Source organism: Paracoccus aminovorans, from assembly GCF_001546115.1.
In the GTDB taxonomy this organism is placed as follows: Bacteria; Pseudomonadota; Alphaproteobacteria; order Rhodobacterales; family Rhodobacteraceae; genus Paracoccus; species Paracoccus aminovorans_B.
The window spans coordinates 1,600,170-1,625,975 of record NZ_KQ955208.1 but is presented as its reverse complement, the minus strand read 5'-3'; the positions used below and the strand labels follow the sequence as shown (position 1 = coordinate 1,625,975).

Here is a 25,806-nt window from a genome sequence, read left to right as displayed (position 1 = left end):
CCCCCGCATCGGCATCTCAGCCCTTTTTCAGGATGCGATTGCCCAGAAGCTCGGCGATCTGCACCGCGTTCAGCGCCGCGCCCTTGCGCAGGTTGTCGCTGACGCACCACAGGTTCAAGCCGTTTTCCACCGTGACGTCCTGGCGGATGCGGCTGATATAGGTGGCGAAATCGCCGACGCATTCGATCGGCGTCGTGTAGCCGCCCGGCTCGCGCTTGTCGACGACCAGGATGCCCGGCGCCTCGCGCAGGATGTCGCGGGCCTCGTCCTCGTCCAGGAAATCCTCGGTCTCGATGTTGACCGCCTCGGAATGGCCGACGAAGACCGGCACGCGCACGCAGGTCGCGGTGACCTTGATCGCGGGGTCGAGGATCTTCTTGGTCTCGGCCACCATCTTCCATTCTTCCTTGGTGTCGCCGCTGTCCAGGAAGACGTCGATCTGCGGGATCACGTTGAAGGCGATCTGCTTCTGGAACTTCTTCGGCTCGACCTCCTGGCCCGGGACATACATGCCCTTGGTCTGGTTCCAGAGCTCGTCCATGCCCTCTTTCCCGGCGCCCGAGACCGACTGGTAGGTCGAGACGACGACGCGCTTGATCCGGGCGCGGTCATGCAGCGGCTTCAGCGCCACCACCATCTGCGCGGTCGAGCAGTTGGGGTTCGCGATGATCATCTTGTTGCGGTAATCCTCGATCGCGTCGGCATTCACCTCGGGCACGATCAGCGGGATCTGCGGGTCGTAGCGGTAAAGCGACGAGTTGTCGATCACCACGCAGCCCTGGCTGGCCGCGATGGGCGCATAGGTCTTGGTCGCGTCCGAGCCGATGGCGAACAGCGCGATATCGTAGCCGGTGAAGTCGAAACCCTCGATGTCCTTGCATTTCAAGGTCTTGTCGCCATAGCTGACCTCAGTGCCAATGCTCCGGCGCGAAGCCAGAGCGACAACCTCATCGGCAGGGAACTCGCGCTCGGCGAGAATGTTCAGCATTTCACGGCCCACGTTCCCCGTGGCGCCGGCGACAACGACCTTGTAGCCCATTGGGGGTCTCCTTCTAAAGGACGCCGCGATATAGGGCGTTTCCCGGCAAAGGGAAAGCGAGATTTCGGCGAAACGACTGATGATATGGCAGAATTCCGCCTTAATGCCGATGAATTCGTCGATCTGCCCGTTCCAGTTCCTGGACCCAGCGGGATTCCCCTGAAAAATCATGGGGAACCTGTTCGGCGCTTCGCCGGCCCGACAGCGACAGCGAGGCGAAGAAATCGAAGCCGTAAAGGTCGAGCCGCGCCATGTCCGACCGCGCGATCAGGTCGATCATCATGGCGCCGGTGGTCGGGGGCGCGCCCAGCCGGTCCTTCAGCGCCCGATAGTCGGCCAGCGGATGCAGGTAGAAGCCGGGGCTGGTCGCGGTCCGCCAGTCCAGCCGCTTGCGCTTGGGCGACATCCACAGGATGCGGGCCGGGGCGATGCGGGTGCGGTCGGCATCCGAGAGCCGCACCGCCAGCGCCAGCCAGTCGGTGCGGCTGCCGTGGCTGGCGGCCGCGGGCATGGGTGCGCGGTTGATGCGGACCACCAGCTCGGCCGCGTCGATGGCGGTGCCGTGATCGGTCTGCGCCAGCGCCCTAGCATTGCCGATCAGCGCGATGCGCTTGCCCGCAAGATCCGCCAGCAGCGCGGATTGCGGCACCGACAGGCGTTGCAGCGCGGATTCGTCGCGCAGGGTGCGGGCGATCAGGAAGCCGAGGCGGGTCACGCCAGCAGCCTGCGATAGACCTCGACAATGGCGCGGGCCTCGCCCTCGATGGCGTGGTTGGCGGCGACATGGGTACGGGCGGCATTGCCGGCGGCCCGGCGGCCGGCGTCGTCGTCGAGCCAGCGCGCCAGAGCATCGGTCAGCGCGTCCACGTCCTCGCGCGCGACCAGGCTGCCGGTCTCGCCGTCGCGGATCAGTGTCTCATAGGCGCCGACGCGCGCGGCGACGGTGGGGACGCCGCAGGCCGCGGCTTCCAGCGGCGTCAGGCCGAAGCCCTCCCACCGCGCCGGGGCGGCGAACAGGTCGATGGCCTGGTAGTTGCGCACCACCTGCGCCCACGGCACCTCGCCCAGGAACCGGATGCGGTCCGATAGGCCGGCGGCGGCGATGCGGGATTGCAGTTCGGCGGTGAAGGTCTGGTTGTCGGCGGTGACGCGGCCGGTAAAGATCAGCCGGGCGCGCGGCCGGGTCGGGAACAGGCGCAGCGCCGCCTCGACCAGCAGGTCCACGCCCTTCTGCGCCCGGACGCGGCCGAAGCAGCCGATGACGATATCCTCGGGCGCAAAGCCCAAATCCGCCCGCAGCGCCGCGCGGTCGGGGGCGGGATGAAAGACCGCCAGATCGACGCCATGCAGGATCACCGTCGCCGGGCGTTCCAGATAGCTGGCGGCCTGCGGCGAGGTGGCGATCAGTGCGTCCTGCTGCCGGATCAGCCAGCGGGTGAACCCCGTATGTTGTCTTTGCGCGGCCGAGGTAAACAAGAGTTTGTATTTGCGGCGCAGAACCCGGCGCAGGATCAGCCCCAGCGCCATCTCGGTATTGCGTCGGGCGTGCCAGACCCGCCAGCGGTCGCGGGGCAGGGTGGCGGCGCGGCCCAGCGGGATATGCGGCAGTTCGGGCGGCAGACCCGGCCCGGTGGCGACGATGCCGATCATTCGCGCCTGCACCGGGATCAGCCGCACCACGGTCGCCGTGACGCCCGACAGGCGGCGCTTCAGGTTCGGGGCGACGACCTCGATCTCAGCCATGGCGATCCTCGGGACTGAACAGATAGACAAGCAATCCGATGACCAGCGGTATCAGGAAGAACAGGAAGATGTAACCGTAAGCCGTGGCCGGCGGCTGGCTGGCCGAGGCCGACAGATACACCGGCCGCGACAGGAACTGCATCACCCCCACGCCCGAGATCGAGACCATGTTCATGAAGGTGATGCCGCGCCCGACCAGATGCGGCGGCAGGAAGGCCCGGCCATGCGACATGATCAGCGAATAGTTGCTGTCCGAGATGCAGACCATGACCAGCAGCACCGAGGACAGCCCGAGGCTGAGCCCGGGCGCCAGCCACAGGCTTGCCAGCACCGCGCACAGCAGCAGCGTGTTCGCCAGCGAGGTGCGCTTGTCCGAACCAAGCAGCCGCACTGCCCGCCCCACCGACAGGTTGGCCGTGACCATGGCCAGCCCCATACCCAGCGTGACCCAGCCGATCAGGTAGTCGCTGGCGCCAAAGACCTCGGCCATGTAGGGCCCGGCCCAGAGCCCGCGGATGCAGGCCGAGGCGGCATAGGTGATGCCCAGCAGCGGCAGGATCGCCCAGAGCTCGCGCACCTTCAGCAGGGCGCGCAGCGAGCCGGTCGGATGCGTGCCCTCGGGGCGCGGCGGGTTCTTGACGCAGGCATAGATCGTGGCCGAGACCGCCAGGGTGATCAGGGTCAGGATGGCCAGCGTTTCGCGCCAGCCGATGCCGTTCACCACCCAGACCAGCGGCGCCGCGCCCAGCATGTTGCCCAGCGAGCCCAGCCCGACCACCGCGCCGCCCGCCGCGCTCATCGAGGCAGGGGGCAGGGTGCGGGCGAAGATGAAGAAGCTGCCCATCATCACCGGCGCGCAGCCGATGCCCAACAGCGCCATGGCGACATGCAGGTGCCAGGGCGCCTGCGCCAGGGCAAAGACCGCCGCCCCGCCGCCGCCGCCAAGCGCCAGCAGCACCGAGACGGTCTCGCGCGGGCCCCAGCGGTCCAGCGCCCAGCCGACCGGGATCTGCATGGCGGCAAAGGCGATGTACCACAGCCCCGAGGACAGCGCGAGATCGGCCGGCCCCGCCGCCAGCTCGGCATGCAGCGTCGGCGACAGCACCGCGAGACAAGCGCGATAGAACTGGCTGAGCGTATAGCCCAGCACGAGGGACATCAGTCCCGGCGACATGATCCAGCGCATGGTTCCCCCTTTGCGCCGGCGAAGCTGCGTCACGCCGCCGGAAAGTTCAACCCGGCCTTATTGCGTGACCAGGGGCGAGTCCCAGGCCTGCAACGGCGCCTCGCTCCAGTCGCCATAGGTGGCGTTCGGGAAGACGATCCAGTCGGCGCCGAAATGCGCGGCGTTGCTGTCCACAGCCGCGCGCTTCACATCCAGCGGCACCTTGCGGAAGGCGGCGTCGAAATCGGCCAGCGTGTCGCCCAGCAGCAGCACGATCTGGTGATCCTTGGCGGCCACGGCGCGGCGCTCGGCCTTGCTGGTGCCGTAAAGCAGCACGGTGTCGTCGCTGACCTGCGGGAAGCCCAGCTCCTTCAGCGTGGCGATGGTCGCGGCCTTGTTCTCGGGCTCGCCGAACCGGTCCGAGATGTAATAGATCGCCACGCCGGCCTTGTCGGCGAAATCGAAGAACGCCAGCGCGCCGGGGATCGGGGTCGGATGGCCCTTCAACTCCCAGTCGCCCCAGGTGTCCCAGGTGTCGTAGACGTGGCATTCCTGCATGTCGCGCACCAGCAGCGCGCTGTTGTCGATGGCGGTTTCGTCCAGGTCGGTGACGATGGCCAGCTTCCCCGGATCCTCGGCCTTGGCGATGGCGGCTTCCAGATTGGCCTTGGCCAGGGCATAGGCCTGCAATTGCAGGGCCCGCACCTCGGCCGATTGCTGCTGATAGCGCAGGCCCATGGCGAATTCGCGGACCTGGCATTGCGGCATTTGCGCCGCGTCCTGCGCCATGGTGTCCTGGGACACGGCATCCTGCGCCATGGCGGCCGGGGCCAGCAGGGCAAGGGACAGCACGCCCGGCACCAGGCGGGCAAGAGGATGAGACATGGAAAACTCCCCGTTCATGACGGCGCTTTCTGCGCCTGACCGGGGAGGCTAATTTTTGTTGATTGACCCGTCAAACAAAATCAGGCCGCCGCCAGCCGGGCCGGCGCCTCGCGCACCGGCAGGTGGATCAGCGCGCTGAAGGCGCCGACGCCGACGCCCACCCACCAGACCAGGGTATAATCGCCATAGATGTCATACATCTTGCCGCCCAGCCAGACGCCCAGGAACGAGCCGAGCTGATGCGACAGGAACACGAAGCCATAGAGCGTGCCCATGTAGCGCAGCCCGTAGATATAGGCGACCAGCCCCGAGGTCAGCGGCACCGTCGCCAGCCAAAGCGCCCCCATGACCAGCGAGAAGACGATGACGCTGCCGGGCGTGATCGGCATCAGGATGAAGGCGGCGGCGGCGATGGTGCGCAGGGTATAGATCCCGGCCAGCAGGTATTTCTTGCTGTAGCGCTTGCCAAGCCAGCCGGCGAAGATCGAGCCGGCGATATTCGCCAGCCCGATCAATGAGATCGCCGCCGCGCCCAGCGTCGAGGTGGTGGTGATGCCGATCCCCGACAGCATGCCGCCCGGCGCGATCGGGCCGCACATCTCGGTCACCATGGCCGGGAAATGCGCGGTGATGAAGGCGAGTTGGTAGCCGCAGGAAAAGAAGCCGGCAAAGATCATCAGATAGGACGGATCGGTGAAGGCGCGCCTCAAGACCGCGCCCATGCTTTCCTCGAGCTCGCTGCGGCTGGCGGGCTTGCCGCCGCCCAGAAGCGGCAGGAAGAACAGGCAGGCCAAGACGATGACGCCGAAGATCACGAACACCGACTGCCACGGGTAATGCAGCAGCAGCACCTCGGCCAGGGGCGCGCCGAAAACCTGCCCGGCCGAGCCGGCGGCGGTGCCGATCCCCAGGGCGAGGCTGCGATTCTCGTCGCTGGCGGCGCGGCCGATCACCGCCAGGATGACGCCGAAGCCGGTGCCGGCGATGCCGAAGCCGACCATCACCTCAAGAAGCTGCATGGTCAGCGGGTCGCTGGCCCAAGAGGTCAGGATCAGCCCGGCGGAATAGAGGAAGGCGCCGATGATGACCGACCAGCGGTCGCCCCAGCGTTCGGCCAGGGCACCGAAGATCGGCTGGCCGATGCCCCAGGCCAGGTTCTGGATGGCGATGGCCAGGCTGAACTCGGCGCGCGGCCAGTCGAATTCCTGCGCGATGGGGATCTGGAAGACGCCGAAGCTGGCGCGCAGCGCGAAGTTGATCAGCAGGATGATGGACCCGCCGACCAGGACGGCGGTGAACAGCGGCGCGCGCGCGCTTGCGGATGTGCTTGCGGACATGGCGCCCCCTCCTTGCAGCCCGCCATTCCTGCGCCGGGCCGGGGGCGGCGTCAATGCCGCTCATTGCCTGGCGGGCCGGCGGGCGATAGGTTTGGGAAAGGGATGGTGAAGTTCCGGGATCGTGAAAAGGCCGCCATGTATCAAGTCATTGGAACCGCACAAAGCCGCGCCCTGCGCGTGCTGTGGATGCTCGAGGAACTGGGCCAGCCCTACGACCACCTGGCGGTGAACCCGCATAGCGAAAGGGTCACGCCCTTCAACCCGGCCGGCAAGGTGCCGGTGCTGGTGGCGGACGGCACGCCGATCACCGATTCGACGGCGATCCTGACCTATCTCGCCGACAAGCATGGCGCGCTGACCCATCCCGCGGGCACACTGGACCGGGCGCGCCAGGACAGCCTGACGCAATTCGTGCTGGACGAATTCGACGCGGCGCTGTGGCTCGCGGCGCGGCACAGCTTCATCCTGCCCGAAGAGATGCGGCTGGCGGCGATCAAGAACACGCTGCGCTGGGAATTCGAACGCAGCCAGAAGACCCTGGTGCATCGCATGGCCGAGGACGGCTTCCTGATGGGCGAGCGCATGACCGTGCCCGACATCATCCTGGCGCATTGCCTGACCTGGGCGCTGACGGCGCGCTTTCCGATCGTCGAACACCGGCTGACGGATTACCTGGACCGGATGCGGGCGCGGCCCGGCTACCTGCGCGCCTCGGCCAGATAGGCGGCGGCGCCCTGGCCCGCCAGGCGGCCGCTGGCCAGGCAGCCGGTCAGCAGATAGCCGCCGGTCGGCGCCTCCCAGTCCAGCATCTCGCCGGCGGCAAAGACGCCGGGCAGCGCGCGCAGCTCCAGCCGCTCGGTCAGGCTCGCGCCGGTGATGCCGCCTGCTGACGAAATCGCCCGCTCCAACCCCATCGGCCCATCGTGGCGCAGCCGCAGCGCCTTGGCGCGGGCGGCCAGCCGCTCGGGCTCGGCCGGCAGCGGCTGGCCCCATTCCAGCAGAAGCGCCGCCCGCAGGGGATCGCCCAGCCCCCGCCGCAGCCGGTTGCCCACCGACAGCTTCGCCGGCGCCCTGCCGAAACGCCGCGCCAGTTCCTCGGCGGCCACGTCGGGCGCCAGGTCGACGAAGGCCTCGGCCCCGTCGCGCATCAAGGCCGCGAGCTCATAGACGCCGCCGCCCTCGATGCCATGCCGGGTGACCACCCATTCGCCGCGCCCGACCTGGCCGCCGACATGCAGCGCCACGCCCTTGACCGCCTGGCCGAAATGCCGCGCCATCTGCGCCGACCAGGCGGTGCGGAAGCCCATGTTCGCCGGCCGGAACGGCGCCACCTCGACGCCCCGCTCGCGCAGCCACGGCACCCAGGCCGCGTCCGAGCCCAGCCGCGGCCAGCTCGCGCCCCCCAGCGCCAGCACGACGACCTGCGGCCGCAAGACCGCGATCCCGCCCGGCGTCTGCAAGCGCCAGCCGTCGCCGTCGAAGCCGCTCCAGCGCCAGCGCGTCCGCAGCTCGACGCCTGCGCCCGCCAGCCGCGCCAGCCAGGCCCGCAGCAGCGGCGAGGCCTTCATCCCGACCGGAAACACCCGCCCGGTCGAGCCGGTGAACAGCTCCACCCCCAACCCGCGCGCCCAGGCCATCACCGCCTCGGGCCCGATTTCTTTGCTCTGCAAATACCCCGGGGGAGTCCGCAGGACGGGGGCAGAGCCCCCATAATGCGCTGCAAAATCCGCGAACGGCTCGGCCCTGGTCAGGTTCAGCCCGGATTTCCCCGCCATCAGGAACTTCCGCGCCGGCGTCGGCATCGCCTCGGCCACCACGACCCGCGCGCCGCTGCCGGCCAGCACCTCGGCCGCCATCAGCCCGGCCGGGCCGGCGCCGATCACCAGCGCGTGCATCAGCGCCCGCCGCGCGGCATCATGCACAGCCGCAGCAGCATCCGCTCCATCACCGCCATCGCCGGCGCCTTGGACGAGGACCGCAGCTGCAGGTCGGTCTCGATCAGCTGGTGGATCGCGTCCTCCAGCGTCCGCATGCCCCAGTCCTGCGCCTGCCGGATCATCCGGTCGCGGCGCGGGCCAAACACCGGCGGCCGCAGCCGCGCCATCCCCGCCCCCGGCCCGCCGGGGTCCGAGGCGCCGGCATGCAGCGCCCGGAAATGCCGCAGCGCCGCGATGCACAGCGTCACCGGCGCCGTGCCCTGGCCCTCGATCCGCCGCATCAGCAGGCCGAAGTCCTTGGCCCGGCCCTCGGCGACGCAGTCGATCAGCTCGTCCAGCTCGGCCTCGATGGTGGCAGGGGCCAAGAGCGCGATTTCGGCCGGGCGCAGGGGACTGTCGTCGCCATGCTTGTAAAGCCCGATCTTCTCGACCGTCTGGCGAAAGTCGCCGGGGTCCAGCGCGCGCGACAGCGCCATCAGGTCGCGCATGGCGTCGCGCGGCACCTCGCGCAGGCCGGCGTCGCGCAGCCAGCGTTCGATTTCCTCCTCGCCGGGCGGATCGTCGTAAATGGGCGCGGTCACCGCTGCCGGATGCGGCTCGAAGAGCTTGCGCAGCGCCGAGGATTTCCCCAAGGCCGCCGCCGCCACCACGATCACCGCATCGCCCGCGCGCCATTCCCCCAGCGCCGAGGCCACCGCCGGCGCCGCCGCGTCGGGCGTGTCATCGACCAGCACCACGCGCTGGCCCGGAAAGAATCCCACCGCCTTGACCGCATCCAGCAGCGCCGCCGGGTCCTTGCGCAGATCGGCGCCGGGGATGCGGGTCAGGCGCATCTCCTCCTCGGCGCCGGGTCCGACCAGGGCCTTGACCGCCTCGGCCCGCTTCAGCGCCACGCGCATGGCGTCCTGGCCATAGACCAGCAGCGCCGGCCGCGTCGGATCGGGCCGCGCCAGGTAGCGTCCGATCTCGGCGCCCTTCAGGATCACGGGACAAGCATCATGGAACTGCGGCCGGGTCCACGGCCATCAGCCGCGTCACCACCTGGTCGGCCAGCATCCGCGCCAGCCGCTCATGCGCGTCCTGCTCCGCCGCCATGGTGGCGATGGTGGTGCCGGTGGTGGAGTAGGAGGTGAAGCTGCTGACCTGCCCCCGCGTCACCACCTTGCCCGAAGCCTGCTCGGTCAGCACGAAATCCGCGCTGCCGTTCAGCGCATAGCGCGTGGTGATCTCATCCGGGGTGATGGCCTGCGGCACCACGGCGATGCGCAGCCGATAGCCCAACTCGAAGCGCGGGTTGCTGTCCGGCCCCAGCCGCTCGGCGATGCGGCCGGCAAAGCTGAAATCGTCCGGCGTCTTGGGGTCGGCGGTGCGGACCTGGCCGAACAGCTTGCCGCCGACGCCCTCGGGCCCATAGACCGGGGAAAAGCCACAGGCGGCCAGCGCCAGGGCGGCCAGGATCACGCTGCGCCTAGACCACGACATTGACGATCCGCCCCGGCACCACGATCAGCTTCTTGACCGGGGCGCCCTCCATGAAGCGCAGCACGGTCTCGTCGGCCATGACCAGCGCCTCGATCTGTTCCTTGGGCATGTCCTTCGGCACCTCGATCTCGGCCCGGCGCTTGCCGTTGATCTGGATCGGCAGCACCACCGAATCCGAGACCAGCAGCGCCGGGTCCGCCTTGGGCCAGGGCGCATCGACCACCATGCCCTGGCCGCCGGCCTTGGCCCAGACTTCCTCGGCCAGGTGCGGCACCATCGGCGCCAGCAGTTGCGCCAGGATGCGCAGCGCCGCGCGCCGGCCATCGCCGCCGGCCTTCGACTTGCCGATCACATTGGCCAGTTCGTAAAGCTTGGCCACGGCCTTGTTGAAGGCAAAGCCCTCGATGGATTTCGTTACCTCGTCGATGGCGCGATGCGCGGCGCGCGGCAGATCGGGATCGTCGCCGCCCTCGGGGATCTCGTCGGCCAGCCGCCAGACCCGGGCGAGGAAGCGGTTCGCCGCCTCGGCCCCGGCGGCGGTCCATTCCACGTCGCGCTCGGGCGGGCTGTCCGAGAGCATGAACCAGCGCGCCGTATCGGCGCCGAAATTGGCGACGATGTTCACCGGATCGACGACGTTCTTCTTGGATTTCGACATCTTGGCCGAGGGGATCACCTCGACCGGCGTGCCGTCGGCCAGCTTACCGTCGGTGACATCCTCGGGCAGGTGATAGACCGGGCGGCCGCGCGCGTCCCGGGTCATGTAGATCTCATGCGTGACCATGCCCTGGGTGAAGAGCGCGTCGAACGGCTCCCGGGCGCTTTCGGGCAGGTGCCCGGTCTTGACCATGGCGCGGGCGAAGAAGCGCGAATAGAGCAGATGCAGGATCGCATGCTCGATGCCGCCGATATACTGGTCGACGTTCATCCAGTAATCGGTCTCGGGCCGATCGGTCGGCACATCGGCGTGGGGCGAGGTGAAGCGGGCGTAATACCAGGACGAATCGACGAAAGTGTCCATGGTATCCGTCTCGCGCCGGGCCGGGCCGCCGCATTGCGGGCAGGTGGTGTTGCGCCAGGTCGGGTGCCGGTCCAGCGGGTTGCCGGGCACGTCGAAGCTGACGTCCTGCGGCAGCAGCACCGGCAGGTTCGCCTTGGCCTCGGGCACGGTGCCGCATTTTTCGCAATGCACCACCGGGATCGGGCAGCCCCAATAGCGCTGGCGCGAGATGCCCCAGTCGCGCAGGCGGAATTTCGTCACGCCCTCGCCATAGCCGGCGGCCTCGGCATGGGCGATGGCGGCATCCACCGCCGCCTCGCCGGTCTGGTCGGCGTGGCCTGCGAAGCCGCGGACATAGGTCACGATTTCGGATTTCAGCGGCACATAGGGCGCTTTCGCCACCAGCGCGTCGGCCTGTTCCAGCGTCATGCCGCGCTCGCCGAAGGTGGCGCGGATCGGCAGCCGGTATTTGGTCGCAAACTCGTGGTCGCGCTCGTCATGCGCCGGAGAGCCGAAGATCGCGCCGGTGCCGTAATCCATCAGCACGAAATTCGCGATCCAGATCGGCAATTGCCAATCCGGGTCCAGCGGGTGGCGCACGGTCAGCCCGGTGTCGAAGCCCAGCTTCGGCGCGGTCTCGATGGCTTCCTCGGTGGTGCCGATCTTGCGGCATTCCTCGACGAAAGCCGCGACGGCCGTGTCCTTGGCCGCCAGCGCCTTGACCAGCGGATGATCCGGCGACAGGGCGACGAAGCTCGCGCCCATCAGCGTGTCGGGGCGGGTGGTATAGACCTCGATCTGCGGGAAATCGGGGCTGTCCACGGTGTCGAAGCGGAATTGCAGCCCGCGCGACTTGCCGATCCAGTTGGCCTGCATCAGCCGCACCTTTTCCGGCCAGCCCTCCAGCCCGTCCAGCGCGGTCAGCAGCTCGTCCGAGTAATCCGAGATCTTGAAGAACCACTGCGTCAGTTCCTTGCGCTCGACCGTGGCGCCCGAACGCCAGCCCTTGCCGTCGATCACCTGCTCGTTCGCCAGCACGGTCATGTCGACCGGGTCCCAGTTCACCTGCGCCGATTTGCGGGTGATCAGCCCGGCCTCCAGCATGTCCAGGAACAGCGCCTGCTGCTGGGCGACATAGGCGTCGTCGCAGGTGGCGAATTCCCGGCTCCAGTCGATCGACAGGCCCAAGGGCTTCAGCTGGCCGCGCATGGTGGCGATATTGCCATAGGTCCAGTCGCGCGGATGGCCGCCCTGCTCCATGGCCGCATTCTCGGCCGGCATGCCGAAGGCGTCCCAGCCCATCGGGTGCAGCACGGAAAAGCCCTGCGCGCGCTTGAACCGCGCCACCACGTCGCCCATCGTGTAGTTGCGCACATGGCCCATGTGGATGCGCCCCGAAGGATAGGGGAACATTTCCAGCACGTAATACTTGGGCCGTTCGTCCCGCACCGCGCGGAAGGTCTCCGCGTCGTCCCACGCCTTTTGCCAGCGCGGCTCGCTGATTGCGGGATCATAGGGCATGGAAACCTCCGGGCGTCAGATTGCCCGCAGGGTCATATCCCTTGCGCGTGCGCAGGTCCAGAAGGCTTAGAGCTTGCCGTCCCGCACGCGCATCTGCCGGGCGCGGGTCAGGATCGCATCCTCGACCGCGCGCACGGTGTCGGGGGCGACCGCCGCGCCGCCGGCGCCCTGCAGCGACAGCTTCAGCGCCCGCGCGTCCAGCGCCGGGTCGGTGATGTTGACCGTGGCGCGATAGGACCGCACGCCGCCCGGCGGCGTGCCGTAGCCGGTGACGATGACGCCGGTGAACGGGTCGATGGACTGGATCGGCAGGAAGTTCAGCACCTCGAGGCTGGCGTTCCACAGATACTTGTTCACCGCCACGGTGTCGTTCGGATTGCGGCGATTCGAGAACAGGTCCCAGATCGTCGATTGCCGCTGCGGCTGCGCGGCCTGCGCCTGCCGGTTCCCGCCCGGCCCCGAGGTCGCGGAACCGGCCGAGCCCGATCCACCGCCGGAACAAGCGGCAAGCCCGGCCGAAAGAAGCAGGGCGGCGGTCAGCCGTGCGGCGCGTCTGGTCATCTGGTGTCCCCCGGATCGTCTTGGCCGAGCCATAGCGCAATTCCGCCCCTTGCCACAAGAGAGGCCGCGCCGCCGCCCGCCGGGTCGTGCCGCGATCCGCAAGGCGGGTGATATGGCACGCGCGCGTAGGGGCTGCGAAAACCCTGCCGGCGCGGCCTTGCGGGCGCGCTTGCCCGGGCTGCAACGGACTGTGGCCCTTGTGCATCACAGCAGGCCCGAAACGGGCTAAGCCGATGCGATTCCGTTGCAATGCGGGGGGGAAAGGGCGACACAACTGCCTATACCTCGGTCGGTTCTCTGGCTGGGGCACACGAGAGAGACAAGAGGGAAAACCATGAAAAAGGTTCTTTTCGCCACCAGCGCGCTGGTGCTTTCGGCTGGCTTCGCCTCGGCTGAAGTCGCCGTTTCGGGCGACGGCCGTATGGGTGTGATCTATGACGGCAACGACGCTCAGTTCTCGAGCCGCGCCCGCGTGAAATTCACCCTGACCGGTGAATCGGATGCCGGCCTGTCGTTCGGCGGCGCCTTCCGCGTCGACCAGGAAAGCGACTACACCGCTGGCAACACCGAGTCCAACCGTTCGGCCGCCCGCGGCACCGCCGGCGCCGTCTGGATCTCGGGCACCTACGGCAAGCTGTCGATGGGTGACGTTGTCGGCGCCGCGGAAGCCGCGATCGGCGACCTGCCGGAAATCGGCTACACCGACGGTGAATTCGGTGGCGACATCGAAGAGATCAGCTTCCTGGTCGGCGACGGTGAGAACGAAGACCAGGGTCCGACGATCCTGTATGAATACACCGTCAACAACATCTCGTTCTACGCCTCGGCCACCGACGGCTCGAACGTTGCCGGCCCGGGCGTGGTCGGTCGCTCGGACGTGTTCGACCTGGACGGCAATCAGGTTGACACCGCCGACACCGCCTGGTCGGTCGCTGCGAAATACGAAGGCTCGAACTTCTGGGCCGCGCTGTCCTACTCGGACAACGGCGACGACAGCGAAATCGGTCTGGCTGCCGAAGGCAAGTTCAACAACTTCGCCATCAAAGGCGTGTACATGGACTACAGCATCGACTCGATCGCCGACGCCGATGCCAAGACCTATGGCCTGGGCGCGACCTACCAGATGGACGCGATCGCTGTGAAAGGCTTCTGGCGTCGTGACGAAGTCGAAGTCGCCGGCTTCGACGAAGAATACGACTCGTTCGGCATCGGTGCCGACTACGACCTGGGCGGCGGCGCCGTTCTGGCCGGTGGCATCATCGACACCGACTACCTCGACGACACCGTCGCCGACTTCGGTATCAAGTTCTCGTTCTGATCCGTCAGAACCGGAATGCGAAAGAGCGGGCCTTGCGCCCGCTCTTTTCTTTTGCGAATCATGCCGTCCATGGGACTGGATGACATCAGGCGCCGCATCGCCGCGGCCGAATCCGCCGCCGGGCGTGCGCCGGGCGCGGTGACGCTGATCGCCGTCAGCAAGGTGCAGCCGCCCGAGCGGGTCGAGGCCGTGCTGGCAGCCGGCCAGCGCGTCTTCGGCGAGAATTACGTGCAGGAGGCGGCAGGAAAATGGCCCGCCTGGCGCGACCGTTTCCCTGGGGTCGAACTGCACATGATCGGCCCCTTGCAGACCAACAAGCTGAAGCCGGCGCTGCAGCTTTTCGACGCCATCCATACGCTCGACCGCCCCTCGCTGGCCGAGAAGCTGGCGCGGCAGGTGCAGGCGGCCGGGCGCTGTCCGCAGCTTTTCGTGCAGGTGAACACTGGCTCCGAGCCGCAAAAGGCCGGCATCCTGCCCGACGAGGCAGACGGGTTCATCGCCGACTGCCGGGCGCTGGACCTGGACGTGCAGGGCCTGATGTGCATCCCGCCCGAGGATCAGGACGCCACCCCGCATTTCCGCGCTCTGCGCGCCATCGCGGCGCGGAACGGGCTAAGCAGCCTCTCGATGGGCATGAGCGCCGATTTCGAAACCGCCATCGCCGAGGGCGCCACCCATGTCCGCGTCGGCAGCGCGATCTTCGGCGCGCGCGACTACGGCTGAGCTGCCTCATCTGGCGCCAACGCGAGCGCGCGGCTTTCCGCGGCTCATTGGCCTGCATATGCAGCCCGCGCGGTTGCATTGCCAGCGCCTCCCGGGAACGCTCTCCAGCGCCGAAACGATTGCGCTGCGAGATCCGGACCCGCGCATGAGTCTGGACGCACGCGGTCGGCGAATCGGCTCGCCCGGCGGCGCTCGATGGCCCTGCGCCAGCATCCGCCGCGCTCTGCGTTCAAAACGCTCCGAGAGACGGTTGCCGGACCGGGCCGCGCCCGCGCCATGGCCGCATTGGCGACGGCGGCGGCGTGGAATTAACCCTCTCTTAACAAACAGGATGCGGAGCCAGGCGCCAACCGCTACTCTGCCCGTAAAGGTTGTATGATTCGGTTGTCTGGTGCCGCCATGTTGCTTCTTGGAAGTCTGTTGAGCATGCTCGTGGTCGGGCTGGCGGTCGATGTCAGTTCGACCCGGCCCGAGCCAGGCGAGGAAGATCCCGACAATCCCGGCCCCGTCGAGCCGGACCCGGACGACGACCCCGAGGGCGTCGAGACCGAGGGCACCGAGGGTTCGGACTGGCTCGCCGGCAGCGAATACGACGACCGGCTCAGCGGGTTCGGCGGCAACGACGATTTGCACGGCGGCCTGGGTGACGACACGCTGCTGGGCGGCGACGGCACCGACTGGATCTATGGCGATGGCGACTATGGCGAGGGCGGCGACGATTCGATCGAAGGCGGCGCCGGCGCCGATTCCCTGGCCGGCCAGGGCGGCCATGACACCGTGCATGGCGGCGCCGGCGACGACACGATCTTCGGCGGCGAAGGTGACGACAGCCTGACCGGTGGCGAGGGCGACGACTGGATCACCGGCAATGCCGGCAACGACACGCTGGTCGCCGGGCGCGGCACCGACGACCTGGACGGCGGCGAGGGCGACGACCTGCTGATCGGCTCGGCCCATCCTGATGCGGCCTGGCTGCATGGCGGCGCCGGCCATGACACGCTGATGGCCGGCGCCGGCGATTTCGCCGAGGGCGGCGAGGGCGAGGACCTGTTCCAGCTGGGCGCCCCCGATCCGGCGCTGGAGGATCCGGGCGAGACCGTGCCGCTGATCGGCGACTTCGACCCGGACCAGGACCGGCTTGAGCTGCGCTATGAGGATGACGGCGACGGCATCCCGCCCGAGGTGACGCTGGACCTGCACCCGGACGGCTCGACGCTGGTGCGCATGGACGGGCTGGCCGTGGGCAAGCTGCTGGGGGTGCAGGGGCTGCGGGTCAGCGACATCACCCTGACGGCGATCCGGCCCGCCGCCTGACCGGCAGGGCCGAGAAAAGCCTTTCCTTTCCCGCCGATTCCGCCTATAGCCGCGCATCCGCTGGACCGAATCCGGTGGATCTCTCCATGGGCCTGCGCTGGACGACATCCCGGCCGGAGCCATAACCCTTTGACTTCGAAAGGAGACCCCGATGTCGATCACCGTCGAGGAAAAGAACCGCGTGATGAGCGAATTCGCGACCAAGAAAGGCGACACCGGCTCGCCCGAGGTCCAGGTCGCCATCCTGTCGTCGCGCATCGCCACCCTGACCGAGCACTTCAAGACCCACAAGAAAGACAACCATTCGCGTCGTGGTCTGCTGAAGCTGGTCGCGCAGCGCCGCAAGCTGCTGGACTATCTGAAGCGCAAGGACGAAGCCCGCTATACCGACCTGATCGGCAAGCTGGGCCTGCGCCGCTAAGGCGTCTCTCGCCGCTGACAGACGGACGCCCGGGGCTATGCCGCGGGCGTTTTTCTTTGTGGCTGGGCCAGTCGAGCCGAACGGCCGAAGGATAAAATTCGCCATAGTTCCTTCTGGAAGCTGACCTGATTTCGATATTGGCTAATCCTGCGTAAACAGGAGAATGGCCAATGCCGTTAGGATTATTGACGAGTGTCTTGAATTCCACGCTCACCGGGCTGACGGGCGTGCGCACCGACCAGAGCACGGCCCAGAACAGCCCCCAGAACCAGGCGCCGGCGCCGCAAGGCAGCACGCCGATCACGGATGTCAGCCAGGACCGCATCGACCTGAACGTCCCGGAAAAAGCGGCAGATGCCGCGCCGCCGGTGGCTGCCTATCCGCCGCCGCCCCCGCCCGCGGCGATACCGGACGTGCCGGCGGCGATGGCGGAAGCCGAGCCCGCGCCTGCCACAGCGACCGTGGTCCTCAACGCCGAGCAGCCGGCCCCTGGGACGAACGCGGCTGCCGACACCAAGGCACAGCTCGACACGGCGTCGCAGGCCGCGGATGCGTCGGCCATCGCCGCGGGCTCGACCGCGCAGATCGCGCCTGCCTCGACCGGCCGGTCCGGGACCAGCGCCGGCTCTGCGTCGGCGGAAGCCGCCCAGGCCGCCGACAGCGGCTTGGTCACGCAGGCCGCGGATGCCTGGTCGGACGAGGACCATGCCCGCGCCATGGCGATCAAGGCCTTGCAGCAGGAGCGGATGCTCAACCTCGCCTCCACCCTGACCGAGGCGGCGGAGAAGCACGCCACCGTTCAGGCTGAAAAGCGCGCCGAGACCGCCGCCGCGACCGCCGAAGCCAGCACGCGCCCCGCGCTGCTGGTCGCATGATCCGGCGCGTCCCGCCCGGCGCCGGGCGGGACGCAGCGCCCTGGGCGGTGGGCCGCCATGGGACGGCCGGCGCGGGCGGACCCCGCCAAAACTCTTTTCACAGCCCCTGTTTTCCTGTATGGGGCCCCATCTGTGACGTGACGCCCCCAGCCCCGGGGCACATGCGCAAGGATAGGGGCGGGCGGCAATGGGGCCGCCATAGACACGGGAGGCCGGAGGGCCGGTCGCTCCCAGAGGAAATCAGATGCATTTTGACGAAGTCAAGAAATCCATCCAGTGGGGTCAGGAAACGCTGACGCTGGAAACGGGCAAGGTTGCCCGCCAGGCCGACGGCTCGGTCATCGCCACCCTGGGCGAAACCAGCGTCATGGCCAACGTGACCTTCGCGAAGGAACCGAAACCCGGGCAGGACTTCTTCCCGCTGACGGTGCACTACCAGGAAAAATACTACGCCGCCGGCAAGATCCCGGGCGGCTTCTTCAAGCGCGAGGCGCGCCCGTCCGAGAAAGAGACGCTGACCGCGCGCCTGATCGACCGCCCCTGCCGCCCGCTGTTCGCCCCCGGCTTCAAGAACGAAGTCCTGGTGATGTGCACCGTGCTGTCGCACGACCTGGTCAACGACCCCGACATCGTGGCGATGATCGCCGCCTCGGCCGCGCTGACCATCTCGGGCGTGCCGTTCATGGGTCCGATCGGCGCCGCGCGCGTCGGTTTCGCCAATGGCGAATACGTGCTGAACCCCGAGGTTCAGGACATGGACCACCTGCGCTCGAACCCCGAGCAGCGCCTGGACCTGGTCGTCGCCGGCACCAAGGACGCCGTGATGATGGTCGAATCGGAAGCCTATGAGCTGACCGAGGAAGAGATGCTCGGCGCGGTGAAATTCGGCCATGAGCAGATGCAGCCGGTCATCGACCTGATCATCGCGCTGGCCGAAGTCGCCGCGAAAGAGCCCTTCGACTTCCAGTCGCCGGACTACAGCGCGCTCTACGCCCGCGTGAAGTCGCTGGGCGAGGACCAGATGCGCGCCGCCTATGCCATCCGCGACAAGGGCGACCGCCACGACGCCATCGAGGCCAGCAAGGCCGCGATCAAGGCCGGCCTGACCGAGGAAGAACTGCTGGACCCGAATCTGGGCTCGGCGCTGAAGAAGCTGGAATCGGGCATCCTGCGCGGTGACATCATCAACGGCGGCGCCCGCATCGACGGCCGCGACAACAAGACTGTGCGCGCCATCGACAGCGAAGTCGGCATCCTGCCGCGCACCCATGGCTCGGCGCTGTTCACCCGCGGCGAGACCCAGGCGCTGGTCGTGACCACGCTGGGCACCGGCGACGACGAACAGATCATCGACGCGCTGCACGGCAACTCGCGCTCGAACTTCCTGCTGCACTACAACTTCCCGCCCTATTCGGTGGGCGAGGTTGGCCGCGTCGGCAGCCCGGGCCGCCGCGAGATCGGCCATGGCAAGCTTGCCTGGCGCGCGCTGCAGGCCGTGCTGCCGGCCGCGACCGACTTCCCCTATACCATCCGCGTGGTGAGCGAGATCACCGAATCGAACGGCTCGTCCTCGATGGCTTCGGTCTGCGGCGGCTCGCTGTCGATGATGGATGCGGGCGTGCCGCTGAAGGCGCCGGTCGCCGGCGTCGCCATGGGCCTGATCCTGGAAGACGACGGCCGCTATGCCGTGCTGACCGACATCCTGGGTGACGAGGATCACCTGGGCGACATGGACTTCAAGGTCGCCGGCACCGAAAACGGCATCACCTCGCTGCAGATGGACATCAAGGTCGCGGGCATCACCCCGGCGATCATGGAGCAGGCCCTGGCGCAAGCCAAGGACGGCCGGATGCACATCCTGGGCGAGATGTCCCATGCCCTGACCGAAGGCCGGCGCGAGTTCAGCGCCCATGCCCCGCGCATCGAGACCATGACCATCCCGACCGACAAGATCCGCGAAGTGATCGGCTCGGGCGGCAAGGTCATCCGCGAGATCGTCGAGGTTTCCGGCGCCAAGGTCGACATCAACGACGACGGCGTCATCAAGATCGCCTCGGCCAATGCCGATTCGATCAAGAAGGCCTATGACATGATCTATTCGATCGTGGCCGAGCCGGAAGAGGGCAAGATCTACACCGGCAAGGTCGTCAAGCTGGTCGATTTCGGCGCCTTCGTGAACTTCTTCGGCAAGCGCGACGGCCTGGTGCATGTGTCCCAGATCGCCTCCAAGCGCCTGAACCATCCGAACGAGATCCTGAAGGAAGGCCAAGAGGTCAAGGTCAAGCTGCTGGGCTTCGACGACCGCGGCAAGGTCCGCCTGGGCATGAAGATGGTCGACCAGGAGACCGGCGAGGAAATCGCCCCCGAGAAGAAAGAGGACGCGCAGGCCGATTGATCGGCCGGCGGTTCCGGAAAGGCCCCGCGTTTGCGGGGCCTTTTTCATTGCTGCCGGCGCTGCGCCCGCAATGGAACGGATCGGGGCCTAGCGGCGCCGGTTTCTTCGCGCGCGCTTCCAGGCCTTGAACCGCTTGCGCCAGGCTTGGATCCGGCCGACCGGCGGCACGAGGTTCGCACGCAGCGCCGGATTGGCGGGAACCGTCAGCGCGGCGGCAAACTGCGCGTCGAAATCCGCAAGCGACGCAACCGCCGCGTCCCGGATGCGCGCCGCCCTTTCGCGGGTTTCCGGGGAAAGGCAACGCGCAAGCGCCGCCGCGAGGTCGTCATCGCTTGCGGCGTCGGCGTCGAATACCTCGGGCCAGCCCAGTTCCTGCGCCTGGCGCGTGACCTTGTCGCCCCCGGCCACCGGGTCGATCGCCAGCGTTGGAATGCCGTTCTTGAGCGCCAGCACCATGCCGTGAAGCCTTGTCGTCAGCATGGCATCAAGCCGGCGGCAGATCGCCTCGAACTCGGCGCCGCTGGACAGGCCGAAGCGGTTGGTTTCGACGGGCACGGACGTGTCCAGCTCGATGAAGGCCACGCCGGCATCCCGGATCAGGCGGCGCAGCCTCTGGGCTGCCAGATCGCCACGGCGACGCGCGCCATATTCGCGCTGCGGGCTGGCAAGGCACAGGCCCACGACCGGCATCGGCTCCGGGGTTTCAAGGAAACTCAGGTCGGCGCGCACGGTCCTGTCGCTGTCGCGTTCCAGCAGGACTTCGAACGGATTGAAGTCCTGAAGCTTCTCCACCATGGTCAGATTGACGCCGATATGCACGCAATGCTGGAACCGGCCGAAGATGCTGTCGTGCTGCACGGCCATCTGGGGCGTGAAGGGCCCGCAGATCACGATCAGATGCGTATAGCGCCGCGGGTCCAGCTTGTGCTTGTCCAGCCAGGACCGGTCCACGGTCAGCCGGGCATCGGTAAAGGGGGAAACGTCGTAATCCATGCCCAGGGCATCGAGCCGCCGCTCGATCTGCCGCAGGACCTCGACGTCGCCCACGGTGGAAAGATGCCCCACCAGAAGCGCGCGGGCGGGCTTGCCTTGCGAGGGGGCGCGATGGTCTTGCGTCAAATCCAGCTCCTGAAGCCTGCCTCTGCGGCGCGGCGCGTGATGCGTGTCGTCTCGATCAGGTCGGGCGCAGATCGGGATACCTGCGCAGAAAACGGCGCAGGGCGCGTTTGTAGATCCTGGTCGCCCGACCACGAGACGACCAGATATCCCAGCCCGTGGCCCGCCAAGGCTTTTCCGGCCCATGATAGTGCAGGATGACTGATCCCCTGCCGGGCAGGGCGCCGGTTGCCGGCGTGCCGTTGCGCGACAGATGTGCGCGGTGTTTCCGGATGCGGCCCCAGGATGCGTTCCATCCCAGGTCCAGCTGGACGACATTGCCGCGGAACAGGGCGTTCAGGTGGTCCTGATCGCCATGGCTGCAGGCGGAGGCGGCGAGGACATCCGCGACCCGCTCCAGCAGGGCCGGTTCCGCGCGAAGGGCGTCGCAATTCAGCAAGAGCACCCCGGCGTTGAAGTAATCCTGAACCGGGGCCGGATCCATCAGCTGCCGGATTTCGGAAAGCCGCTCCTCGCGCAAGCCTGATCGTCCACCCTGATCGGACAGCCAATGCGCGACCGTGTAATCCCGCACCACGCCGGCATAGGCCCTGCCCAGGTCAAGCCGGAACAGTTCGGACACATCGCCGGTCACCAGCGTGTCGCCATCGATATAGAGCACATAGCCGTCGATAAGGCGTGGAATGAACAGGCGGCCCATGGTGGCGGCCGAGATATAGCTTTGCGGACCATGCGCGCCATCAAGATAGCCGCTGCCGATATCCCTGCAATGCAGCGCGACCCGGGGGTTTTCCGCAGCGACCTTTTCGACATCGGCCCAGTCCGCGGCCTGCAACCCGTCGCCCCAGACGTGCAACTCGGCCGGGCCCTTCAGATGCTGCAGCAGGCTCCAGACGGAAACCAGGGTCGGCCTGAGAAAGCCGCGGTCGGTGACATAGGCAACCTTGACCGTGCGGGGCGGCGTCGTCAACGAAGGCTCCGTTCGTTCCGGGTCGGGACTGGTCCGTGATATGGGACTTTTCCATTCCGGGCAACATTGCAGCTGCATCCGCCGCGCTTGCCACGGCGAGCGGCAGGACGCCAGGACTGCCCTGTGAAAAGCCGCGCCCGAAAGGCGCGGCCTCGCCCGGCCTTACGCCGGGTCCTTGGCGAAGCGCAGATAGGGCAGCTTCTTGTCGAGCGCGCCGTATTTCGCCTCGGCCGCCGCGTCGTCCAGCGCCAGCGCCACGATCACGTCCTGGCCGGGCACCCAGTTCGCCGGCGTCGCCAGCGGCACGCCGTCGGTCTTTTGCACCGCGTCCAGCGCCCGGACGATCTCGGCGAAGTTGCGGCCTACCGACATCGGATAGGTCATCGTCAGCCGCACCTTCTTGTCCGGCCCGATGATGAAGACCGTGCGCACCGTCGCCGAATGCGCCGGGGTGCGGCCCTCGGTCGGCAGGTAATAGTCGGCCGGCAGCATGTCATAGGCCTTGGCGACGGTCAGGTCGCTGTCGTCGATGATGGCGAAATTCGCCGGCACGCCCGCCACTTTTTCGATGTCGGATTTCCACTTGCCATGGTCCTCGACCGAATCGACCGAGACGCCCAGGACCTTGGTGCCGCGCTGCTCGAATTCCGGCACCAGTTGGGCCACGGCGCCGAATTCGGTGGTGCAGACCGGGGTGAAATCGCGCGGATGCGAGAACAGGATCGCATAGCTGTCGCCGATCCAGTCGTGGAAGCGGATCTCTCCCTCGGTGGAATTGGCGGTGAAATCGGGGGCGATGTCGTTGATGCGCAGGGACATGGGTCCGTCCTTTCAGTTGCTTCGCCGCCCAACATAGGCAATGCGCGAAGGATTGCCAACACGACCTTACAAGTCGTGTTATGCCGGCCTGCACCCCGAGCCGCTTGCGAAGCCCGGCCGGCGGTGCCACGTTAGCGGCCATAAACCGAAAGGAGCCGCTCATGAGCGCGATTGCAGACAAGCGGAAATTCTACATCGACGGCGCCTGGGTCGAGCCGGCCGCGCCGCGCGACCTCGAGGTCATCGACCCCTCGACCGAAGAGCCGGTGGCGGTGATCTCGCTGGGCGACCAGCCCGATACCGATGCCGCCGTGGCCGCCGCCAAGGCCGCCTTCCCGGGCTGGTCGGCGGTGCCGCCGGCGGAACGGCTGGCCCATGTCGAAAACATCCTCGCGGTCTACAAGCGCCGGGCGCAGGACATGGCCGATGCCATCACCGCCGAGATGGGCGCGCCGCAGGACCTGGCGCTGGAGGATCAGGTCGGCGTCGGCACCTATCACATCCAGACCTTCATCGACGCCTTCCGCACCTTCGAATTCATCCGCCCGCTGCATCCCGACACGCCCACCAGCATGGTCGCATGGGAGCCGGTCGGCGTCGTCGGGCTGATCACGCCCTGGAACTGGCCGATGAACCAGGTCACGCTGAAGGTGATCCCCGCCATCCTGGCCGGCAATACCGTGGTGCTGAAGCCCAGCGAGATCGCGCCGCTGAGCTCGGTGGTCTGGAGCGAGATCATCGACGAGGCCGGGTTGCCCAAGGGCGTCTACAACATGGTGAATGGCGACGGGGTCGGCGTCGGCACCCAGCTTTCGGTGCATCCCGACGTCGAGATGATCAGCTTCACCGGCTCGACCCGCGCCGGCATCGCCATCACCAAGGCCGCCGCCGATACGGTCAAGAAGGTGGTGCTGGAGCTGGGCGGCAAGGGCGCGAACCTGGTCTTTGCCGATGCCGATGAAAAGGCCGTGGCGCGCGGCGCGCGGCATTGCTTCTACAACTCTGGCCAAAGCTGCAACGCGCCGACCCGGATGCTGGTCGAGCGCAGCTTCTACGACACCGCCGTCGAGCAGGCCAGGAAGGTGGCCGAGGAGACCCCGGTCGCCACCGCGCACCAGCCCGGCAGGCATATCGGCCCGGTGGTCAGCAAGCAGCAATGGGACAAGATCCAGGACCTGATCCAGAAGGGCATCGACGAGGGCGCCCGCCTGGTCGCTGGCGGTCCCGGCCTGCCCGAGGGCGTCAACCGCGGCTATTTCGTGCGCCCGACGGTCTTTGCCGATGTGACGAACGACATGACCATCGCAAGGCAGGAGATCTTTGGCCCGGTGCTGTCGATCATCCCCTTCGACAGCGAAGAGGAAGCCGTCGCCATCGCCAATGACACGATCTATGGGCTGACGAACTACGTCCAGACCCAGGACGGCAAGCGCCGCAACCGGCTGGCCCGGCAGCTGCGCGCCGGCATGGTCGAGACGAATGGCCAGTCGCGCGGACGCGGCTCGGCCTTCGGCGGGGTCAAGGCCTCGGGCCGGGCGCGCGAGGGTGGCGTCTGGGGGCTCGAGGAGTTCATGGACAGCAAGCAGATCAGCGGCTGGGATCCCGAGGCGTGACGCTTTTCCTTGTCCCGGCGCGGCGTTAGCATCCGCGCCGGGACAAGGGGGAATACCATGAAGACCATCCTGATCACCGGCGGCGGCAGCGGCATCGGCCGGCTGACCGCGCGCCGTTTCCTTGATGCCGGCTGGCGCGTCGGGCTGATCGGCCGGCGCGAATCGGCGCTGGCCGAAACGGCGGCGGGCGATGACCGGGCGTTGATCCTGCCCTGCGACGTGACCGACCCGCAGGCGGTGGACGCGGCTTTTGCCCGGGCGGTGGCGGAATGGGGCCGGATCGACGTGCTGTTCAACAACGCGGGCGCCATCCTGATCTCGCGCCTGATCGACGAGATTTCCTGGGAGGACTGGCAGGGCGTGTCGCGCGTCAACATCGACGGCATGTTCCTGTGCGCCCGCGCCGCCTTTCGCCAGATGCGGCGGCAGGATCCGATGGGCGGGCGCATCATCAACAACGGCTCGATCGCAGCCGAGGCGCCGCGTCCCGGCTCGGTGCCCTATACGATGTCGAAACATGCGGTGACCGGGCTGACGCGCACGCTGGCGCTGGACGGCCGGCCCTTCAACATCGCCTGCGGCCAGATCGACGCCGGCAATGCCGCGACCGAGATGATCTCGGCGGTGGGCCACGTCGGCGCGCCGCAGGCCGACGGGCAGATCCGGGCCGAGCCGCTGATGGACGCGGCCCATGTCGCGGATGCGGTGTTCCACATGGCGAGCCTGCCCGAGGGCGCGAACGTGCTGCACATGACGGTGATGGCGACCAACATGCCCTTGGTGGGGCGCGGCTGAGGCGTCGCGTCGCGCGCGCCGTCGCAGGGGTATTTGTGAAACAGTGAAAGCCGGGCTCAGCCCTCGGCTTCCAGGTATTCGGCCAGCAGCGCGGTCTTGGTGAAATAGTCCGGCGACAGGTCGAGCAGCGCGGGCAGGTCGCGCAGCACCCGGCGCAGGTGCAGCCGGATCGCCGCCTCGGCCCGGTCGGGATCGCCCGAGGCCACCGCCTCGGCCACGGCGCGATGCTGCGCGATGATGGCGTCGCGGGCGATCAGCGCCGTCAGCAGGTGGCGGGCGCGGTCTAGGTGGATCTTGATCTGCTGCAGATGCGTCCAGACCATCGCCTTGCCGGCGATGGCGGCGAGCTGGGCGTGGAACTCCTCGTCCAGGCGGGCGAGCTGCGCGGCATCGGCGGCCTGCTCCTGCTGCGCGACCTGGGCGAACAGCGCTTGCAGCTGGGCTGGCGTGGCGCGGCGGGCGGCGCGGCGGGCCAGGTCGGCCTCGACCGATTCGCGGATGAAGCGGGTGCAGAGCACCCATTCCAGGTCGATGCGGGTGACGAAGGTGCCGCGCTGCGGGCGCACCTCGATCAGCCCGTCGCCGGTCAGCCGGATGAAGGCCTCGCGCACCGGCTGGCGCGACAGCTGGTACTGGTCGGCGATTTCCTGTTCCGAAAGCCGGGTGCCGGGGGACAGTTCGCAGCCGACGATACGCTGGCGCAGCCGGGCGTGCAGCTGGGCCGCGAAAGGCGCCGGGACCGGCGCCGCCATGGTCGATGCAGGATTCATCTCTTCC

The 25,806-nt window shown here is 67.9% G+C and carries 24 protein-coding genes; 9 read left to right on the top strand and 15 right to left on the bottom strand.

The genetic code is table 11. The features are described 5' to 3' along the window. Window positions 1-16: 16 nt before the first annotated feature. The 6 genes from ASV56_RS08365 to ASV56_RS08340 form a co-directional block, all read right to left on the bottom strand. Window positions 17-1,039: an aspartate-semialdehyde dehydrogenase gene (locus ASV56_RS08365; protein ID WP_062561568.1), complete on the bottom strand. Its 1,023-nt coding sequence runs from the start codon at window positions 1,037-1,039 to the stop codon at window positions 17-19. A gap of 100 nt (window positions 1,040-1,139) precedes the next feature. After that, window positions 1,140-1,754, bottom strand: coding sequence for a glycosyltransferase family 29 protein (locus ASV56_RS08360; protein ID WP_062561567.1), 615 nt, complete (start codon window positions 1,752-1,754; stop codon window positions 1,140-1,142). Beyond that, complete coding sequence (locus ASV56_RS08355; RefSeq protein WP_062561566.1) at window positions 1,751-2,782, bottom strand: glycosyltransferase family 4 protein; 1,032 nt, start codon at window positions 2,780-2,782, stop codon at window positions 1,751-1,753. Before ASV56_RS08355 ends, ASV56_RS08360 begins: the two co-directional genes overlap by 4 nt. After that, window positions 2,775-3,968 (bottom strand): MFS transporter, encoded by a 1,194-nt coding sequence (locus tag ASV56_RS08350; RefSeq protein ID WP_062561565.1) that lies wholly within the window; start codon window positions 3,966-3,968, stop codon window positions 2,775-2,777. The genes ASV56_RS08355 and ASV56_RS08350 overlap by 8 nt, the downstream gene beginning before the upstream one ends. A gap of 57 nt (window positions 3,969-4,025) precedes the next feature. Beyond that, a complete protein-coding gene (locus ASV56_RS08345; protein WP_253879925.1) occupies window positions 4,026-4,832 on the bottom strand; it encodes a 5'-nucleotidase, lipoprotein e(P4) family in 807 nt (268 codons plus the stop codon). Window positions 4,833-4,912: 80 nt separating this feature from the next. Then, window positions 4,913-6,169, bottom strand: coding sequence for an MFS transporter (locus ASV56_RS08340; RefSeq protein WP_062561564.1), 1,257 nt, complete (start codon window positions 6,167-6,169; stop codon window positions 4,913-4,915). Between the two features lie 135 nt (window positions 6,170-6,304). Between ASV56_RS08340 and ASV56_RS08335 the strand changes: the two genes are divergently transcribed. After that, window positions 6,305-6,892, top strand: coding sequence for a glutathione S-transferase family protein (locus ASV56_RS08335; protein ID WP_062562285.1), 588 nt, complete (start codon window positions 6,305-6,307; stop codon window positions 6,890-6,892). On the opposite strand, the gene ASV56_RS08330 is transcribed toward ASV56_RS08335, so the two are convergent. From ASV56_RS08330 to ASV56_RS08310, 5 genes are all read right to left on the bottom strand, one after another. Then, window positions 6,868-8,064, bottom strand: a complete 1,197-nt coding sequence (locus ASV56_RS08330) for a BaiN/RdsA family NAD(P)/FAD-dependent oxidoreductase (protein ID WP_062562284.1) — start codon at window positions 8,062-8,064, stop codon at window positions 6,868-6,870. The genes ASV56_RS08335 and ASV56_RS08330 overlap by 25 nt on opposite strands. Further along, entirely contained in the window at window positions 8,064-9,092 is a 1,029-nt protein-coding gene (holA, locus tag ASV56_RS08325) for a DNA polymerase III subunit delta (protein ID WP_062561563.1), read from the bottom strand. The genes ASV56_RS08330 and holA overlap by 1 nt, the downstream gene beginning before the upstream one ends. A gap of 10 nt (window positions 9,093-9,102) precedes the next feature. Continuing rightward, complete coding sequence (lptE, locus tag ASV56_RS08320; RefSeq protein ID WP_253879923.1) at window positions 9,103-9,567, bottom strand: LPS assembly lipoprotein LptE; 465 nt, start codon at window positions 9,565-9,567, stop codon at window positions 9,103-9,105. Between the two features lie 7 nt (window positions 9,568-9,574). Next, window positions 9,575-12,109 (bottom strand): leucine--tRNA ligase, encoded by a 2,535-nt coding sequence (gene leuS, locus ASV56_RS08315; RefSeq protein WP_062561561.1) that lies wholly within the window; start codon window positions 12,107-12,109, stop codon window positions 9,575-9,577. Between the two features lie 66 nt (window positions 12,110-12,175). Beyond that, on the bottom strand, window positions 12,176-12,670 hold the full coding sequence (locus ASV56_RS08310; protein ID WP_062561560.1) for a DUF3576 domain-containing protein: 495 nt from the start codon (window positions 12,668-12,670) through the stop codon (window positions 12,176-12,178). A 334-nt stretch (window positions 12,671-13,004) separates the two neighbouring features. Between ASV56_RS08310 and ASV56_RS08305 the strand changes: the two genes are divergently transcribed. The 6 genes from ASV56_RS08305 (at window position 13,005) to pnp (ending at window position 19,716) form a co-directional block, all read left to right on the top strand. Then, entirely contained in the window at window positions 13,005-13,988 is a 984-nt protein-coding gene (locus ASV56_RS08305; protein WP_062561559.1) for a porin, read from the top strand. Window positions 13,989-14,057: 69 nt separating this feature from the next. Beyond that, window positions 14,058-14,711 (top strand): YggS family pyridoxal phosphate-dependent enzyme, encoded by a 654-nt coding sequence (locus ASV56_RS08300; RefSeq protein WP_062561558.1) that lies wholly within the window; start codon window positions 14,058-14,060, stop codon window positions 14,709-14,711. Window positions 14,712-15,137: 426 nt separating this feature from the next. Then, entirely contained in the window at window positions 15,138-16,025 is an 888-nt protein-coding gene (locus ASV56_RS08295) for a calcium-binding protein (protein WP_062561557.1), read from the top strand. Window positions 16,026-16,176: 151 nt separating this feature from the next. Beyond that, window positions 16,177-16,446: a 30S ribosomal protein S15 gene (gene rpsO, locus ASV56_RS08290; protein ID WP_017999129.1), complete on the top strand. Its 270-nt coding sequence runs from the start codon at window positions 16,177-16,179 to the stop codon at window positions 16,444-16,446. A gap of 197 nt (window positions 16,447-16,643) precedes the next feature. Next, complete coding sequence (locus ASV56_RS08285; protein WP_062561556.1) at window positions 16,644-17,321, top strand: hypothetical protein; 678 nt, start codon at window positions 16,644-16,646, stop codon at window positions 17,319-17,321. A 244-nt stretch (window positions 17,322-17,565) separates the two neighbouring features. After that, the gene (pnp, locus tag ASV56_RS08280) at window positions 17,566-19,716 is read left to right on the top strand and encodes a polyribonucleotide nucleotidyltransferase (RefSeq protein ID WP_062561555.1); all 2,151 of its coding nucleotides are present in this window, start codon (window positions 17,566-17,568) and stop codon (window positions 19,714-19,716) included. An 87-nt stretch (window positions 19,717-19,803) separates the two neighbouring features. On the opposite strand, the gene ASV56_RS08275 is transcribed toward pnp, so the two are convergent. The 3 genes from ASV56_RS08275 to ASV56_RS08265 form a co-directional block, all read right to left on the bottom strand. After that, window positions 19,804-20,835 carry a polysaccharide pyruvyl transferase family protein gene (locus ASV56_RS08275; RefSeq protein ID WP_062561554.1) on the bottom strand — a complete coding sequence of 344 codons (1,032 nt, stop codon included), beginning with the start codon at window positions 20,833-20,835 and terminating at the stop codon, window positions 19,804-19,806. A 55-nt stretch (window positions 20,836-20,890) separates the two neighbouring features. Then, entirely contained in the window at window positions 20,891-21,802 is a 912-nt protein-coding gene (locus tag ASV56_RS08270) for a glycosyltransferase family 8 protein (protein ID WP_062561553.1), read from the bottom strand. Between the two features lie 162 nt (window positions 21,803-21,964). After that, window positions 21,965-22,621, bottom strand: a complete 657-nt coding sequence (locus ASV56_RS08265) for a peroxiredoxin (protein WP_062561552.1) — start codon at window positions 22,619-22,621, stop codon at window positions 21,965-21,967. Window positions 22,622-22,791: 170 nt separating this feature from the next. Between ASV56_RS08265 and ASV56_RS08260 the strand changes: the two genes are divergently transcribed. Beyond that, complete coding sequence (locus ASV56_RS08260; protein ID WP_216635386.1) at window positions 22,792-24,234, top strand: aldehyde dehydrogenase family protein; 1,443 nt, start codon at window positions 22,792-22,794, stop codon at window positions 24,232-24,234. Window positions 24,235-24,291: 57 nt separating this feature from the next. After that, a complete protein-coding gene (locus ASV56_RS08255) occupies window positions 24,292-25,029 on the top strand; it encodes an SDR family oxidoreductase (RefSeq protein WP_062561550.1) in 738 nt (245 codons plus the stop codon). A gap of 56 nt (window positions 25,030-25,085) precedes the next feature. On the opposite strand, the gene ASV56_RS08250 is transcribed toward ASV56_RS08255, so the two are convergent. Then, a complete protein-coding gene (locus tag ASV56_RS08250; protein ID WP_062561549.1) occupies window positions 25,086-25,799 on the bottom strand; it encodes a GntR family transcriptional regulator in 714 nt (237 codons plus the stop codon). Between the last annotated feature and the right edge of the window lie 7 nt (window positions 25,800-25,806).

Excerpts from the sequence above, each read along its gene's own strand:
- ASV56_RS08300 (WP_062561558.1), top strand. The coding sequence starts at position 14,058 with ATGGGACTGGATGACATCAGGCGCCGCATCGCCGCGGCCGAATCCGCC.
- leuS (WP_062561561.1), bottom strand. The coding sequence starts at position 12,109 with ATGCCCTATGATCCCGCAATCAGCGAGCCGCGCTGGCAAAAGGCGTGG.
- ASV56_RS08365 (WP_062561568.1), bottom strand. The coding sequence starts at position 1,039 with ATGGGCTACAAGGTCGTTGTCGCCGGCGCCACGGGGAACGTGGGCCGT.
- ASV56_RS08355 (WP_062561566.1), bottom strand. The coding sequence starts at position 2,782 with ATGGCTGAGATCGAGGTCGTCGCCCCGAACCTGAAGCGCCGCCTGTCG.
- ASV56_RS08340 (WP_062561564.1), bottom strand. The coding sequence starts at position 6,169 with ATGTCCGCAAGCACATCCGCAAGCGCGCGCGCGCCGCTGTTCACCGCC.
- pnp (WP_062561555.1), top strand. The coding sequence starts at position 17,566 with ATGCATTTTGACGAAGTCAAGAAATCCATCCAGTGGGGTCAGGAAACG.
- ASV56_RS08305 (WP_062561559.1), top strand. The coding sequence starts at position 13,005 with ATGAAAAAGGTTCTTTTCGCCACCAGCGCGCTGGTGCTTTCGGCTGGC.
- ASV56_RS08255 (WP_062561550.1), top strand. The coding sequence starts at position 24,292 with ATGAAGACCATCCTGATCACCGGCGGCGGCAGCGGCATCGGCCGGCTG.
- ASV56_RS08295 (WP_062561557.1), top strand. The coding sequence starts at position 15,138 with ATGCTCGTGGTCGGGCTGGCGGTCGATGTCAGTTCGACCCGGCCCGAG.
- ASV56_RS08345 (WP_253879925.1), bottom strand. The coding sequence starts at position 4,832 with ATGTCTCATCCTCTTGCCCGCCTGGTGCCGGGCGTGCTGTCCCTTGCC.
- ASV56_RS08335 (WP_062562285.1), top strand. The coding sequence starts at position 6,305 with ATGTATCAAGTCATTGGAACCGCACAAAGCCGCGCCCTGCGCGTGCTG.
- ASV56_RS08350 (WP_062561565.1), bottom strand. The coding sequence starts at position 3,968 with ATGCGCTGGATCATGTCGCCGGGACTGATGTCCCTCGTGCTGGGCTAT.
- ASV56_RS08250 (WP_062561549.1), bottom strand. The coding sequence starts at position 25,799 with ATGAATCCTGCATCGACCATGGCGGCGCCGGTCCCGGCGCCTTTCGCG.
- rpsO (WP_017999129.1), top strand. The coding sequence starts at position 16,177 with ATGTCGATCACCGTCGAGGAAAAGAACCGCGTGATGAGCGAATTCGCG.
- ASV56_RS08330 (WP_062562284.1), bottom strand. The coding sequence starts at position 8,064 with ATGCACGCGCTGGTGATCGGCGCCGGCCCGGCCGGGCTGATGGCGGCC.
- ASV56_RS08265 (WP_062561552.1), bottom strand. The coding sequence starts at position 22,621 with ATGTCCCTGCGCATCAACGACATCGCCCCCGATTTCACCGCCAATTCC.
- ASV56_RS08310 (WP_062561560.1), bottom strand. The coding sequence starts at position 12,670 with ATGACCAGACGCGCCGCACGGCTGACCGCCGCCCTGCTTCTTTCGGCC.